Source organism: Comamonas testosteroni (assembly GCF_030505195.1).
GTDB lineage: Bacteria > Pseudomonadota > Gammaproteobacteria > Burkholderiales > Burkholderiaceae_C > Comamonas > Comamonas testosteroni_G.
This window is the reverse complement of record NZ_CP129672.1, coordinates 258,645-272,839: the sequence shown is the minus strand read 5'-3', so window position 1 is coordinate 272,839 and position 14,195 is coordinate 258,645. Positions and strand designations below refer to the sequence as shown.

Here is a 14,195-nt window from a genome sequence, read left to right as displayed (position 1 = left end):
TTTTCGTCCTGTCTTGTGGTTGAGGCTGGCTGGTGTGGCGCGATGAGCCGCTGGCTGGCCGGGTGTCAAAGCTTGCCGCGGATCTCGCCGGCTTCGATGGTGTAGCGCTCCACGCCAGCGGGCAGACCAGTATCGATCTTCTTGATGACAGTCACGGGTTTGCCGCCCTTGGACTGGGTGGTGCCAGTGGCGGTATTCACACGCCCGGCCTTGACATCCTCGTCGGACTGATCGACCACGATGCTGGATGAGCCCCGGTTGTCGGCCAGTTCATTGGCCAGCTCCTTGAGCACATTCATCGCCTGGGTGTATTCCTTGCGGCCCTTGGCGGCCAGCGGCATGTCCACGGTCAATGCGAAGAAGCTGCGCATCTGGTGTGCCTGTCCCGACTGGGCATCGGCAATGCTGACGGTTCTGGTCTGCACCGGGCCGGCCACGGCGCGTTGTTTGGCCGGCAGCTTCTGCATGGCTTGCACGGCCTGGGCCTGCATGCTTTGCGCCTGCTGGGTTTCCTGATCGAGAGCGGCCTGCAGACGCGCAAAGCGCTCGTTCTGCCCGCCCGACACAGCGGTTGCGGGCGCGCCGCCGCCGGGGCCGCAGCTGGGGTCAGCAGAATTGGTGACGCGCGAGAGCATGCAGCTCAGCGATGTGGAGGCATCTTGCAAGGTGGCGCAGCCGCCAAGCACGGTTGCGGCGCAGGCCAGCACTGTGAGTTTGAGTTTTTTCATGGCTTCAATCCAGCAGGTCATCCAGTGATGGAGCGGTGTTCTTCTTGACTGCAGGTGTTCTTGCAGGGGCCGGCATGGGCGGTTTGCCGGGTGCCGGGCTTGCGGGCTGCTGCGTGCTGGCCGCTGGCGCGGGAGCGACGCTGACGGTGTCTGGGGTCGCCGCCACGGGGGCGACTGTCGTGCTGGGCACATTGTCCACGGCAGCCGGGGCGCTTTCGACAGGCGTGGCCTGCGCGGCCGCATTGCCGCCCAGCGGGCCGACCAGGGCATCGGCCTTGGCCTTGTCTTCGGCCGAAATAGCATCCTTGCCGGCCTGGGCCCCACTGGATGCGCTATTGGCGCTACTGGCGCTATTGCCCGCGCCGGTCAGGCCCTTCATGTTGCTTGCCATCATCACTCCGCCCGCAATGGCTGCAACCAGCAGTGCCAGCGCTGCCCATTTGATCCAGGCATTGCTGCCGCGCACCGGCTCCTGGGGAAAGGCCGGTGTGCGGTCGTTGCGCGGCGCAAATGCGGCGGGCTCCGACTGTGGCGGCCTGGGCGCAGGTGTATCCATGGGCTCGATCAAGGGCGGGGTCAGGCTTGCGCTGTCAACGGCCTGCGAGGCACCTAAAGGCATGGGCGGCGCAGTGGCTGCCGCAGCATGGTCAGCGCCGGGGCGCTCGAACACCATGCCGCATCGTGTGCAGAAGCGGGCCTCGGGCTTGCAGACGGACTGGCATTGGCTGCAGATTTTTTCAGCAGCAGTGATTGCCGCTTCCGGTTCTTGTCTGGCGCCGCAGCTCTTGCAGAACTTGGCAGTGGGGGAGAGCGGATTGCCGCATTGGGAACAATTCATGGTCTGCAATCGAGAAAAGAGTCCGCAGCAATGGCCGCTCGGCGGCATTGCTGCCTTGGCAATGCGTGAAATAGGGGCCGGTTTCTGCGCGTTGGCATGAGCCGGTACGGACCCATGAAAAATGATCTGTATCTTAGCGGCGCGTTTGCCGCGGCCTGTTGGATCGCTTTACGGGAATGTAAGTACGCTCGGTTTTGACAGCTTTTTGTCAGACATGGCAATCCTTGAACGGGGTCGGGGTTAATGAAACTGCGCGCGCAGTTTCAGGGGATTTCTGGCGTAAGTGACTGATTTGAAAAGAAGGCAATCAATCAGGTGCTTTATGCAAGCCGGGATCGCAGAGAAAAGCTCGAATCTCGAAATCTGTTTGATTTTTGCAAATGCTTCAAATGGTTGACCGTGCTTTGCGCGGTAAAGATTTCAACGAAATACAGGCCCTGCCGAACGCCGGGAGTCAGCAAGGCGGGTAATCACTGCTGTGCAACCAGCGTCAGCAGCTCGATTTGTGGTGCCACGCCAAGGCGTACGGCAAAACCGGCCCACAGACCTGCGCCGCTGCTGACCAGCAGCTTCATAGTGCCGATTTGATATTCGCCGCGCACAAAACCGTTGTTGACGGGAGCCACCAGCCAGCGGTCCATGCCCAGAATCAGCCCGCCGTGGGTGTGGCCCGATATCTGCAGATTCACGCCCTTGTCCGCGTTGCCCCGCGCGAACTTGGGCTGGTGCGCCAGCAGGATATGAAACTGTGCACCGGCCTTGCGGGCCTGAGCGGCAACCGCGTCCACATCAGGGGGGATGCCTTCGGCGACCTCGGGGTCGGCGTTGTTGGGCGAGGTGCGGCCGAACACCGGGTCGCCGATGCCGGACAGGGCCAGCTTGCTGCCCTTGATGCTCAGCAGCTGCATGCGGTTTTCCAGCAGATTCAGGCCCAGGCGGCGGAACTCGGTCATCCAGGCGTTATAGCCGCTGTAGTACTCGTGGTTGCCCGGTGCCGCCCAGACGCCGTAGCGTGCGCTCAAGGCGGCCAGCGGCGCCACATGGGCACGGCTGGTGGCGACATCGCCGTCCACCATGTCGCCGGGCAGCACGATCAGGTCGGGCGTGGTGTCCAGGGTGCGCTGCACGATGGTGTGCACATAGCTTGCATCGTTGACCGGGCTGGCGTGGATATCGGCCAGCACGGCAATGCGCAGGCCCTGCAGGGCGGCGGGCAGGTTTTTGACCGCGATCTTCTGCTCATGCACCCGGGGCGGCTGCAGGGCGTTGAAGACGCCGATTGCGCTCAGGCAGCCGGTCGCCACCACGGCGGCCGTGGTGAGAGCGGGAAGGTGCAGCAGCTGCGCCAGGCCGGTGCGGCCCATGAGCCGGGCAATGAGCCACAGCAGATCGCGCAGCAGCACGAACAGCGCCAGCATCAGCAGCATGGCCAGCACCCAGCCGCCGGGGACTTGCAGGCGCGCCACCACGGCGTAGGGCAGGGCATTGGTCTGCACGGCCTTGAGCAGCAAGGCCGGCGCGATGCCCAGCAGGCCTGTGATCAAAACCGCCAGCAGGCGGCTCAGACGGGAGGTGCCGTTGAGACTGGAGACAGGCCACCAGAGCCACAGAGCCAGAAGAGGGATGAGGAGAGCAGCAGTCGAAACCATGGGCAGCGGAGAAACCAAAAAACGACTTGCGCAAAACGGGTTCAGGCCGGGCCACTGCCCCAGAAGGCAGGCCGTTGTAGCGTTCTTGATTGCGTAAGTCCGACAAAAATTGCCGCGAGCATAGCAAGCGTTGGTGTCCCCGCAGTGAACGCGGCAGCCGCCGCCGTCGCAGCCGCCGTGGCTGGTGCAGCGCGGGGCGTTGAAAATGGCGCGGCACGGCTGCTTTTGCCATCACTGCGCAAGACTGGCCAAGGACGGGGATAATCCCAGCCCTTATGTCTTTGAAGATCACCTTCCCCGAGTCGCTCCCCGTATCTGGCCGTCGCCAGGAAATCATGGAGGCCATGGATCGTCACCAGGTCATCATCGTCTGTGGCGAGACGGGCTCGGGCAAGACCACGCAGCTGCCCAAGATCGCGCTGGCGCTGGGCCGGGGCAGGCTCAATGCCACGCCCGATGCCAATGGCCAGGTGCGTGGCCACCTGATCGGTCACACCCAGCCGCGCCGCATTGCCGCCAGCTCGGTGGCCAAGCGCATTGCCGAGGAGCTGAACACGCCGCTGGGCGAAGTGGTGGGCTACAAGGTGCGCTTTCAGGACACGCTGCAGAAGAACGCCTCCGTCAAGCTGATGACCGACGGCATCTTGCTGGCCGAGACCCAGACCGATCCGCTGCTCAAGGCCTATGACACGCTGATCATCGACGAGGCGCATGAGCGCAGCCTGAACATCGACTTTCTGCTGGGCTATCTCAAGCAGATCCTGCCCAAGCGCCCCGACCTCAAAGTGGTGGTCACCTCGGCGACCATCGATGCGGACCGCTTTGCCAAGCACTTTGAATCGAAGAGCGGTCCTGCACCCGTGATCATGGTCTCGGGCCGCACCTATCCGGTGGAGATGCGCTATCGCCCGTTCGAGGGCGAAAAGGACAAGGATCTGAACGACGCCATTGCCGATGGCGTGGATGAACTCTGGGCCGGCGGCAAGGGCGGCGATATCCTGATCTTCCTGCCCGGCGAGCGCGAGATTCGCGAAGCCGCCGACCATCTGCGCAAGCATTTGCAGCACTCGCCCACGCTGCGCAGCGCCGAGGTGCTGCCGCTGTTCTCGCGCCTGTCGCAGGCAGAGCAGGACCGTATCTTTGACGGCCATACGGGCAGGCGCATCGTGCTGGCCACCAATGTGGCCGAAACCTCGCTCACGGTTCCGGGCATTCGCTATGTGATCGATGCCGGGACGGCGCGTGTGAAGCGCTACTCTTTCCGCAGCAAGGTGGAGCAGTTGCTGGTCGAGCCGATCTCGCAGGCCGCCGCCAACCAGCGCGCGGGCCGGTGCGGCCGTGTGGCCAACGGCATCTGCATTCGCCTGTATGACGAAGCGAGCTTTGTCAGCCGCGACCGCTTCACCGACCCCGAAATCCTGCGCTCCTCGCTGGCCGGTGTGATCCTGCGCATGAAGTCGCTGGGTCTGGGCGATGTGGTGCATTTTCCCTTCCTTGAAGCGCCTTCGGGCCGCGCCATTGCCGACGGCTACCAGTTGCTGGCCGAGCTGGGTGCGGTGGACGATCACGGCCATCTGCTGCCCATGGGCAAGGAGCTGTCGCGCTTGCCGCTGGACCCGCGCGTGGGCCGCATGATTCTGGAGGCGCGCGAGCGCCGCGCCCTGGCCGAGGTGCTGATCATTGCCTCGGCTCTGAGCGTGCAGGACGTGCGCGACCGGCCCATGGAGGCGCAACAGCAGGCCGACCAGGCACATGCCAAGTTCGACGACGAGAAAAGCGAATTCAGCGGCTATCTGCGTCTGTGGCAGTGGCTGTCGGACGCGCGCGGCGGCAAGGTCGTGGCCAAGAGCCGCAAGGAGATGGCGGCCCAGCACGCGCCTGCGGCCAAGCCCAATGCGCGCAATCAGGCCTTCCTGCCCGTCAGTCAGCGTGCCAGCGGTGCGCAGCTCGAGGGCACGGTTGAGGAGCGGCTGGCGCTGTTCAACCCCGCCGAGCAGGCCCAACATGCCGACGAGGCCACGCACAAGATCAGCAACCGCCAGTGGGAGCAGTTGCTGCGCCAGAACTTCATCAATATCCGCCGCGTGCGCGAGTGGCGCGATATCCATTCGCAGTTGCTGACCGTGGTCAAGGAGCAGAAATGGCTGCTCAACAACGAGGCGGCGGGCTATGAGGCCGTGCATCTGTCGATGCTGTCGGGGCTGCTCGGCAATATCGGTTACAAGGCCGAGGAGAGCGAGAGCTATCTGGGCGCGCACGGCATCAAGTTTCACCCGCATCCCGGCGCGCACCTGAGCAAGAAGCCCGGCCGCTGGATTGTGGCGGCCGAGCAGGTCGAGACCTCGCGCCTGTACGGCCGGGGCATTGCGGCCATAGAGCCGCAGTGGCTGGAGGAGGTGGGCGGGCACCTGCTCAAGAAGCAGCTGCTGGAGCCGCACTGGAGCAAGAAGCAGGCCGATGTGGTGGCGCTGGAGCGTGCCACGCTCTACGGCCTGGTGGTCTACAACGGCCGCCGCGTGAGCTACGGCCGCGTCGATCCGCACGAGGCGCGCAATCTCTTCATCCGCCAGGCGCTGGTGGAGGGCGAGTGGGAAACCCAATGGCATTTCCTGCCCGCCAACCTCAAGCTCATGCGCAAGGTCGAGGAGCTGGAGCACAAGAGCCGCCGCCAGGACGTGCTGGTCGACGATGAGCTGATCTTTGCCTTCTACGACCAGTATCTCCCTAGGGATGTCTACAGCGGCGCGACCTTCGACAAGTGGTTCCGCGCCGAGAGCAGGAGTCAGCCCGAGCTGCTGCGCCTGTCCAGGGACGAGCTGATGCGGCACGAGGCCGCAGGCATCACCACGGACAAATTCCCCAAGACCGTGAAGCTCGGCGGTGCCGATTGCAGCGCCAGCTATCTGCACAGCCCCGGCGATGCGCGCGACGGCATCACGGTCACCGTGCCGCTGTTCGTGCTCAACCAGGTGTCGGAGGAGCGCGCCGAGTGGCTGGTGCCGGGCATGCTCAAGGACAAGATCCAGGCGCTGCTCAAGAGCCTGCCCCAGCGCCCGCGCAGCCGCTTTGTGCCGCTGCCAGAGAGCGCGGCGCGGCTGGCCGAGCTGTTCACGCAGAGCGAGCGCTGGGCCCAGGGCGGGCTGGTCGACGCCTTGCTCAAGCAGGTGCGCGACGAGACTTCGCTGGATGTCAAGCGCGCCGACTTCAAGCTGGACATGCTCAGCCCGCATCTGTTCATGAACTTCCGCATCACGGACGAGCACGGCCGCCAGTTGGGCCAGGGCCGCAATCTGGGTGCGCTCAAGGCCGAGTGGGGCGCCAAGGCTCGCGGCGCCTTTCAGGCGCTTGCTTCATTAAAGGTAGCTGCTAGCGCAGGTGATGCAAGCATTTTAGAGTCAAAAGTATCTGAAAATGTTATTAGACAAGCGCAAACAGCTCCTAAAAATGATAAGGCTGCGGCCGGCAAGCCGGCCCAGCCGCACGATGCGCGCTACAGGGACTGGAGCTTTGGCGAACTGCCCGAGCTTATGGAAATCAAGAAGGGCGGCACCACGCTGATCGGCTTTCCGGCCCTGATCGACCATGGCGACGCTGTCGGCATCGAGGTCTTTGACGAACCCGAGGCCGCTGCCGCAAAGCACCGCGTGGGTCTGCGCCGGCTGTTCGCGCTGCAGATTCGCGATGCGCTCAAGTATCTGGAGAAGAACATTCCCGATCTGCAGAAGATGGCGGTGGCCTATATGCCGCTGGGCACGCAGGAGGAGCTGCGCGGCCAGATCATCGACGTGGCCATCGACCGCGCTTTCCTGCAGGAGCCGCTGCCGAGCAACGAGGCCGACTTCAAGCAGCGCGTGCAGGACGGCCGTGGCCGACTGACGCTGATTGCCAACGAGGTGGCACGCATGTCGGCCACGATCCTTGCCGAGTACGCGGCCGCCGCGCGCAAGATCAAGGACACCAAGAACGCGCCGGAGGCGACCAAGGACGCGAGCGAGCAGCTGCAAAAGCTGATGCCCAAGAACTTCATCGCCGTGGCCCCCTGGGCGCAGCTCGGCCATTACGCGCGCTACCTCAAGGCCATTACCTCGCGCCTGGACAAGTACCGGGCCGATCCGGCGCGCGATGCCGCCAAGCTCAAGGAGCTGCTGCCGCTGGAGCAGCGCTACTGGCGGCTGGTGGCCGAGCGCAAGGGCCAGGTCGATGCCCGCATGCAGGAGTACCGCTGGATGCTGGAGGAGCTGCGCGTGAGCTTTTTTGCCCAGGAGTTGCGCACGCCCTATCCGGTCAGCGCCAAGCGGCTGGACAAGGTCTGGGCGCAGTTGCAGCAGTGATGCTGGCCTGACGGCCTGACGAGCGCGGCCCTGCCTGTCTAGGCGGGCCGGCTTTCGCCCTGCAGCAGCGGATTGCGCGAAAACAATTCCACCACCCAGTCCACAAAGGCGCGCACCTTGGCGCTGAGGTGGGAGTTGGGCGGATAGACCACGTAGATCGGCAGCAGAGGGTGCTTCCAGTCCTCCAGCACCCGTTGCAGCTGGCCGTTTTCCAGGTACTTGTGAATCTGGAAGCGGCTGAGCTGTCCTATGCCCTGGCCGGCGAGGATGGCGCTGATATAGGCATTGCCTTCGTTGATGCCCAGGTGGGCGGGGCTGGCGATCTCTATCACTTCGCCGCCCTTGTGAAACTCCAGCGGATAGCGCCTGGCCGAGACCGGTGAGAAATAGATCACGTTGCGATGGCCGGACTCCAGATCGCGCGGATGCCGGGGCACGCCGTGGCGCTGCAGATAGTCGGGGGCAGCAACGGTGATGAATTCCAGATTGCCGATGCGGCGCGCCACCAGGGACTGGTCGGCCAGCTCGCCGCCGCGGATCACGCAGTCCACGTTGTCGCTGATCAGGTCCACGGTGCGGTCGCTCACGCCCAGATCGATCTGTATCTCGGGGTAGCGCGACTGGAACTCGCTCAGATGGGGAATGATGAGCAGACGCGCCACTGTCGTTCCCACATCCACGCGCAGGCGCCCGCGCGGCGTGGTGCGCGCCTGGCTGACGCTGGCCTCGAGGTCGTCGAAGTCGGCGAGCAGGCGCACGGCGCGGTCGTAGTAGGCCGCACCGTCGGCAGTCACGGTGACGCGACGCGTGGTACGGTTGAGCAGTTTCACGCGCAGGCGCTCTTCCAGCGCCTGCACATTCTTGGTCACACTGGCTTTTGGCATTTGCAGCGAATCGGCTGCACGCGTGAAAGTGCCGGCTTCCACGACCCGCGCGAAAATACGCATGGCCTGTATCTGATCCATGGGATCTCCTTGTCCTCGCGAAAACCCGGACTCGCCGAGGATGCGGGATTCTCACACACAGCTCACCCCGTCATTGTTCGAGAATTGGAAACAGTGTGGCCGCGTTTGCGGGGTTTATGCCGTCAATTGCTGTTGCTACATTTCTGTTCCATCACCCGGTCCTGTCCGGAAAATCCATGTCAAACACCAAACCCACCGCATTGCCGCCGATCTCTCACACCGACACCACGATTTCCGTGGCCGACGGTGTGCAGGCCCATGTGCGCCTGTATGGCGGCAAGCGACGCGGCGAAGTGGTCCCGCTGGTGCTGCATTTCCATGGCGGCGCCTTTGTGGCGGGGGATCTGGACAACGGCTGCACCGTCGGCAGCTCGCTGGCGGCGGCCGGGGCCTGTGTGGTGTCGCTGGCCTATCCGCTGGCACCCGAGCATCCGTTTCCGCGTCCGCTGGAGCTGGGCTACGAGGTGCTGCTGTGGGCCTACAAGCAACGCACCAAGCTGGCCGGCAAGGGCGCTCCGCTCTATCTGGCCGGTGAAGAGGCCGGTGCCAATCTGGCGGCCGGCGTCTGCATGATGGCGCGAGACCAGCAGCAGCCGCCGTTGGCCGGGCAGATTCTGATCTCTCCCATGCTGGACCCTTGCTCGGCCACGCCTTCGCAGCGTGCTGCTCAGGGCGAATCCGTCGAATGCAAATGGGCTTCGGGCTGGTGCCAGTACCTGAGCAGCCCACACGATGCGGAGCACCCCTATGCGGTGCCTGCGCGGGCCCGCCGTCTGGCAGGGCTGCCGCCCACGCTGATTCTGGCGGGGCAGGAGGATCCCATGCGCGACGAGGCGCAGAACTACGCTGAACGCCTGCAAGCTGCCGGATTGACGGTCTTCCTGCATCTGTTTCCCGAAGTCGGGCAGTGGCCGCAGGCGCTGATGGAGCCGCCACCCGAGATTTGTCCCTGCGAAGGGCAACTGCGCACGTTTTTCGAGACCACGCGATGTCGGCTCTGATCTGACAACGCTCCGCTGAGGCTGCCAAGCTGGAACCGTCCGCCGGGTCGGGCTGGACGCCGCTGCGCCTTTTTCAAGCTTCTTCCCTTCGATTCCTGGCCAAAGCGCTGGAAGGGATGAGGCTTGCCTGCCGCCTGATGGGCTGCTGCCGCTTTCAACCCTTGAACCAAAGACATTGCCATGAACGAGCACTTCAAACTCTCCAACCGCCGCCGGTGGGCCGCTGCCGGCGTCGCCGCTGCCGTGATCGCCACGACCGCCGCCATGCTGGGCTTGCAGGCGTCACACGCGGAGGCGCCGGCCGCGCAAGCCGCAGCACCGGCCGTGCCGGTCTCGGCAGCCCAGGTCCTGCAGCAGGATGTGACGCTGTGGAACGAGTTCTCCGGCCGCCTGGAAGCCGTGCAGCGCGTGGATGTGCAGCCGCGCGTCTCGGGCGCGGTGCAGGCCGTGCATTTCAAGGAGGGTGCGCTGGTCAGGGCCGGTGATCTGCTGTTCACCGTGGACCCGGCTCCCTACGCGGCGGAAGTCGATCGCGCCGAAGCCCAGGTGGTTGCTGCCAAGGCGCGCATGGCCTATACCCAGAGCGAGTCCGAGCGCGCCACGCGTCTGTGGGACGAGCGCGCGATTGCGCAAAAGGAATACGACGAGCGCGTGAATGCCCGGCGCGAGGCCGATGCGAATCTGCGCGCCGCGCAGGCTGCGCTGCAGACCGCCAAGCTGAACCTGGGCTACACCCAGGTCAAGGCGCCGGTGAGCGGGCGCGTGGGCCGTATCGAGGTCACCGTGGGCAATCTCGTGAGCTCGGGGGCCGGAGCGCCGGTGCTGACCACCCTGGTGTCGGTGGACCCGATGTATGCCAGTTTCGACGCTGACGAGCAGATCGTGGCCCAGGCACTGCAGGGCCTGCAGAGCGCAAGCAAAGGGCACAGCACGCGTGCGCTGATTGAAACCATTCCCGTGCAGATGGGCGTGGGCACCAGCGGCGGCACGCCTTATGCGGGTCATCTGCAGCTCATAGACAACCAGGTCGATGCCAAGAGCGGCACAGTGCGTGTGCGCGCCGTGTTCGGCAATGTGGACGGCACGCTCATGGCCGGCCAGTTCGCGCGCATCCGCATGGGGCAGCCCCAGACCACCCAGGCCGTGCTCATCAACGAGCGTGCCGTGGGCACGGACCAGAGCAAGAAGTTCGTGCTGGTGATTGGTGCCGACAACAAGGCCGAGTACCGGGAGGTGCAACTGGGCGCGCCGGTGGACGGCCTGCGTGTGGTCACTTCGGGCCTCAAGGCCGGCGAGCGCATCGTCGTCAACGGACTGCAGCGTGTGCGCCCTGGCGTGGTGGTCGCGCCTCAGGACGTGCCCATGAATGCCAAGGCCGAGCTGGCCGATGGCCGCAGCGCCGCCAAGCAACCCACGGCCTGAGAACCCTTCATCCTCCGACGCCATGAACCTTTCCCGATTTTTCATCGACCGCCCGATCTTCGCGGGTGTGCTGTCGGTGCTCATCTTTCTCGCAGGCCTGATCGCCATGCGAACGCTGCCGATCTCGGAATACCCCGAGGTCGCTCCACCCTCGGTGGTGGTACGCGCCCAGTACCCGGGCGCCAATCCCAAGGTGATTGCCGAAACCGTGGCCACGCCGCTGGAGGAATCCATCAACGGCGTGGAAGGCATGCTCTACATGGGCAGCCAGGCCACGACCGACGGCGTGATGACGCTGACCGTGACCTTCGCTCTGGGCACCGACCCCGACAAGGCCCAGCAGCTGGTGCAAAACCGCGTCTCCCAGGCCGAGCCGCGCCTGCCCGAGGAAGTGCGCCGCCTGGGCATCACCACGGTCAAGAGCGCGCCCGACCTGACCATGGTCGTGCACATGGTCTCGCCCAACGGCCGCTATGACATCGACTATCTGCGCAACTATGCCGTGCTCAATGTGAAGGACCGTCTGGCGCGCATCAAGGGCGTGGGCCAGGTGCAGATCTTCGGCGGTGGCGACTATTCCATGCGTGCCTGGCTGGACCCGCAGAAGGTGGCGCAGCGCGGTCTCTCGGCCGCCGACGTGGTGGCCGCCATCCGCGGCCAGAACGTGCAGGCCGCGGCCGGTGTGGTCGGCGCCTCGCCCGGCCTGCCCGGCGTGGACATGCAACTGTCCATCAATGCCCAGGGCCGCTTGCAGACCGAGGAGGAGTTCGGCGACATCATCGTCAAGACCGGTGCCGACGGCGCGGTGACGCGTCTGCGCGACGTGGCAAGGCTGGAGCTGGGCGCGGCCGACTATTCGCTGCGCTCCCTGCTCAACAACGACCCTGCCGTGGGCATGGGCGTGTTCCAGGCCCCGGGCTCCAACGCCCTGGAGATCTCGGCCAATGTGCGCTCCACCATGGCCGAGCTGCAAAAGCACATGCCCGAGGGCGTGGAGTTCCGCATCGCCTATGACCCCACGCAGTTCGTGCGGGCCTCCATCAAGTCCGTGATCCAGACCCTGCTGGAAGCCGTGGCCCTGGTGGTGGTGGTGGTGATCCTGTTCCTGCAGACCTGGCGCGCTTCCATCATTCCGCTGCTGGCCGTGCCGGTTTCGGTGGTGGGCACGTTTGCCGTGCTGCACCTGCTGGGCTTTTCCATCAATGCGCTGAGCCTGTTCGGCCTGGTGCTGGCCATCGGCATCGTGGTGGACGACGCCATCGTGGTGGTGGAGAACGTGGAGCGCAATATCGAGGCCGGGCTGTCGCCGCGCCAGGCTACCTACCGCGCCATGCAGGAGGTGAGCGGGCCCATCATCGCCATCGCCCTGGTGCTGGTGGCCGTGTTTGTGCCGCTGGCCTTCATCAGCGGCCTCACGGGCCAGTTCTATCGCCAGTTCGCGGTGACCATCGCCATCTCGACGGTGATCTCGGCCATCAACTCGCTGACCCTGTCGCCTGCGCTTTCCGCGCTGCTGCTGCGCGGACACGACGCTCCCAAGGACGCGCTGACACGCGGCATGGAGCGGGTGCTGGGCGGCTTTTTCCGCCGTTTCAACGCCTTGTTCCGCCGCGGCTCCGAGGCCTATAGCGGCGGCGTGCAGCGTGTCATCGGCCGCAAGGCGCTGATGCTGGTGATCTACGCGGTGCTGGTGGGCGCGACCTGGGGTCTGTTCAAGCTGGTGCCCGGCGGCTTTGTGCCGGCCCAGGACAAGCAGTACCTGGTCGGCTTTGCCCAACTGCCCGATGGCGCCACGCTGGACCGCACGGAAGACGTGATCCGCCGCATGGGCGACATCGTCAAGAACAATCCCAATGTGGAGGACGCCATCGCCTTCCCGGGCCTGTCCATCAACGGCTTCACCAACAGCTCCAACTCGGGCATTGTCTTTGTCACGCTCAAGCCCTTTGCCGAGCGCACGCATGCCGACCAGAGCGGCGCTGCCGTGGCGGGTCAGCTCAACCAGGCCTTTGGCAGCATCCAGGAAGCCTTCATCGCCATGTTCCCGCCACCGCCCGTGGCCGGCCTGGGTACGACCGGCGGCTTCAAGCTGCAGATCGAGGATCGCGCCTCGCTGGGCTACGACGCCATGGACGCGGCCGTGAAGGCCTTCATGGCCAAGGCCTACCAGACGCCGGAGCTGGCCGGCCTGTTCACCAGCTGGCAGGTCAATGTGCCCCAGCTCTATGCCGCCATCGATCGCACCAAGGCGCGCCAGCTCGGCGTGCCGGTGACGGACATCTTCGAGACGCTGCAGATCTACCTGGGCAGCCTGTATGCGAACGACTTCAACCAGTTCGGTCGCACCTACAGCGTGCGCGTGCAGGCCGATGCCGCCTACCGGGCGCGCGCCGAGGACGTGGGCCTGCTCAAGGTGCGCTCCACCACGGGTGAGATGGTGCCGCTGTCGGCGCTGATGAAGCTCGAACCCAGTTTCGGGCCAGAACGCGCCATGCGCTACAACGGCTTTCTGGCCGCCGACGTGAATGGCGGGCCCGCGCCCAGCTTCTCCTCGGGCCAGGCCCAGGCAGCCGTCGAGCGCATTGCCGCCGAAACCCTGCCGCCCGGCATTAGCTTCGAGTGGACCGAGCTGACCTACCAGGAAATCCTGGCCGGCAATTCCGCCGTGCTGGTGTTCCCCATCGCCATCCTGCTGGTCTTCCTGGTGCTGGCGGCGCAGTACGAAAGCCTGACCCTGCCGATTGCCATCATCCTCATCGTGCCCCTGGGCCTGCTGGCTGCCATGACGGGCGTGTGGCTGAGCGGTGGCGACAACAATGTGTTCACGCAGATCGGGCTCATCGTGCTGGTGGGGTTGTCGGCCAAGAACGCCATCCTGATCGTGGAGTTCGCCCGCGAGCTGGAATTTGCCGGCCGCACGCCCGTGCAGGCCGCCATCGAGGCCAGCCGCCTGCGTCTGCGCCCCATCCTCATGACCTCGCTGGCCTTTGTCATGGGCGTGCTGCCGCTGGTGCTGTCCACGGGCGCTGGAGCCGAGATGCGCAGCGCCATGGGCGTGGCGGTGTTCGCCGGCATGATCGGTGTGACGGCCTTTGGCCTGTTCCTCACGCCGGTGTTCTATGTGGTGCTGCGCCGTCTGGCTGGCAACCGGCCCTTGCAGCAGCACGGCAGCCATGTGGCGCCGATCAGCGAGCCGGGTCACGGCGCCTCGGCCCTGCCCATGCCTGCTGCGCCGCGCGGCCATGACGAATAAGCCCCAAT

Annotated in this window: 8 protein-coding genes and 1 pseudogene; 4 read left to right on the top strand and 5 right to left on the bottom strand. The window is 65.2% G+C overall.

What is annotated here, in order from left to right:
• Positions 1-65 precede the first annotated feature (65 nt).
• The 4 genes and pseudogenes from QYQ99_RS01165 to QYQ99_RS01150 all read right to left on the bottom strand — a co-directional run bounded on the left by QYQ99_RS01165 (position 66) and on the right by QYQ99_RS01150 (position 3,215).
• Positions 66-728: a hypothetical protein gene (locus tag QYQ99_RS01165; RefSeq protein WP_302091053.1), complete on the bottom strand. Its 663-nt coding sequence runs from the start codon at positions 726-728 to the stop codon at positions 66-68.
• Between the two features lie 4 nt (positions 729-732).
• Positions 733-1,284, bottom strand: coding sequence for a zinc ribbon domain-containing protein (locus QYQ99_RS01160; RefSeq protein WP_302093081.1), 552 nt, complete (start codon positions 1,282-1,284; stop codon positions 733-735).
• A 177-nt stretch (positions 1,285-1,461) separates the two neighbouring features.
• Positions 1,462-1,566 (bottom strand): annotated as a pseudogene (locus QYQ99_RS01155) (zinc-ribbon domain-containing protein); the annotation flags it as partial.
• 470 nt (positions 1,567-2,036) lie between these two features.
• On the bottom strand, positions 2,037-3,215 hold the full coding sequence (locus QYQ99_RS01150; protein ID WP_302091052.1) for a metallophosphoesterase: 1,179 nt from the start codon (positions 3,213-3,215) through the stop codon (positions 2,037-2,039).
• A gap of 275 nt (positions 3,216-3,490) precedes the next feature.
• On the opposite strand from QYQ99_RS01150, the gene hrpA reads away from it, so the two are divergent.
• On the top strand, positions 3,491-7,546 hold the full coding sequence (gene hrpA, locus QYQ99_RS01145; RefSeq protein ID WP_302091051.1) for an ATP-dependent RNA helicase HrpA: 4,056 nt from the start codon (positions 3,491-3,493) through the stop codon (positions 7,544-7,546).
• 38 nt (positions 7,547-7,584) lie between these two features.
• On the opposite strand, the gene QYQ99_RS01140 is transcribed toward hrpA, so the two are convergent.
• A complete protein-coding gene (locus QYQ99_RS01140; RefSeq protein WP_275054729.1) occupies positions 7,585-8,511 on the bottom strand; it encodes a LysR family transcriptional regulator in 927 nt (308 codons plus the stop codon).
• A gap of 176 nt (positions 8,512-8,687) precedes the next feature.
• On the opposite strand from QYQ99_RS01140, the gene QYQ99_RS01135 reads away from it, so the two are divergent.
• From QYQ99_RS01135 to QYQ99_RS01125, 3 genes are all read left to right on the top strand, one after another.
• A complete protein-coding gene (locus QYQ99_RS01135) occupies positions 8,688-9,512 on the top strand; it encodes an alpha/beta hydrolase (RefSeq protein ID WP_302091050.1) in 825 nt (274 codons plus the stop codon).
• A gap of 180 nt (positions 9,513-9,692) precedes the next feature.
• Positions 9,693-10,934, top strand: coding sequence for an efflux RND transporter periplasmic adaptor subunit (locus tag QYQ99_RS01130; RefSeq protein ID WP_302091049.1), 1,242 nt, complete (start codon positions 9,693-9,695; stop codon positions 10,932-10,934).
• A 22-nt stretch (positions 10,935-10,956) separates the two neighbouring features.
• On the top strand, positions 10,957-14,187 hold the full coding sequence (locus QYQ99_RS01125) for an efflux RND transporter permease subunit (RefSeq protein WP_302091048.1): 3,231 nt from the start codon (positions 10,957-10,959) through the stop codon (positions 14,185-14,187).
• Positions 14,188-14,195: the final 8 nt, after the last annotated feature.

What these genes read in the sequence shown, in the direction of transcription:
- QYQ99_RS01165 (WP_302091053.1), bottom strand. Translation starts at nt 728, where the DNA reads ATGAAAAAACTCAAACTCACAGTGCTGGCCTGCGCCGCAACCGTGCTT.
- QYQ99_RS01160 (WP_302093081.1), bottom strand. Translation starts at nt 1,284, where the DNA reads ATGGATACACCTGCGCCCAGGCCGCCACAGTCGGAGCCCGCCGCATTT.
- QYQ99_RS01150 (WP_302091052.1), bottom strand. Translation starts at nt 3,215, where the DNA reads ATGGTTTCGACTGCTGCTCTCCTCATCCCTCTTCTGGCTCTGTGGCTC.
- hrpA (WP_302091051.1), top strand. Translation starts at nt 3,491, where the DNA reads ATGTCTTTGAAGATCACCTTCCCCGAGTCGCTCCCCGTATCTGGCCGT.
- QYQ99_RS01140 (WP_275054729.1), bottom strand. Translation starts at nt 8,511, where the DNA reads ATGGATCAGATACAGGCCATGCGTATTTTCGCGCGGGTCGTGGAAGCC.
- QYQ99_RS01135 (WP_302091050.1), top strand. Translation starts at nt 8,688, where the DNA reads ATGTCAAACACCAAACCCACCGCATTGCCGCCGATCTCTCACACCGAC.
- QYQ99_RS01130 (WP_302091049.1), top strand. Translation starts at nt 9,693, where the DNA reads ATGAACGAGCACTTCAAACTCTCCAACCGCCGCCGGTGGGCCGCTGCC.
- QYQ99_RS01125 (WP_302091048.1), top strand. Translation starts at nt 10,957, where the DNA reads ATGAACCTTTCCCGATTTTTCATCGACCGCCCGATCTTCGCGGGTGTG.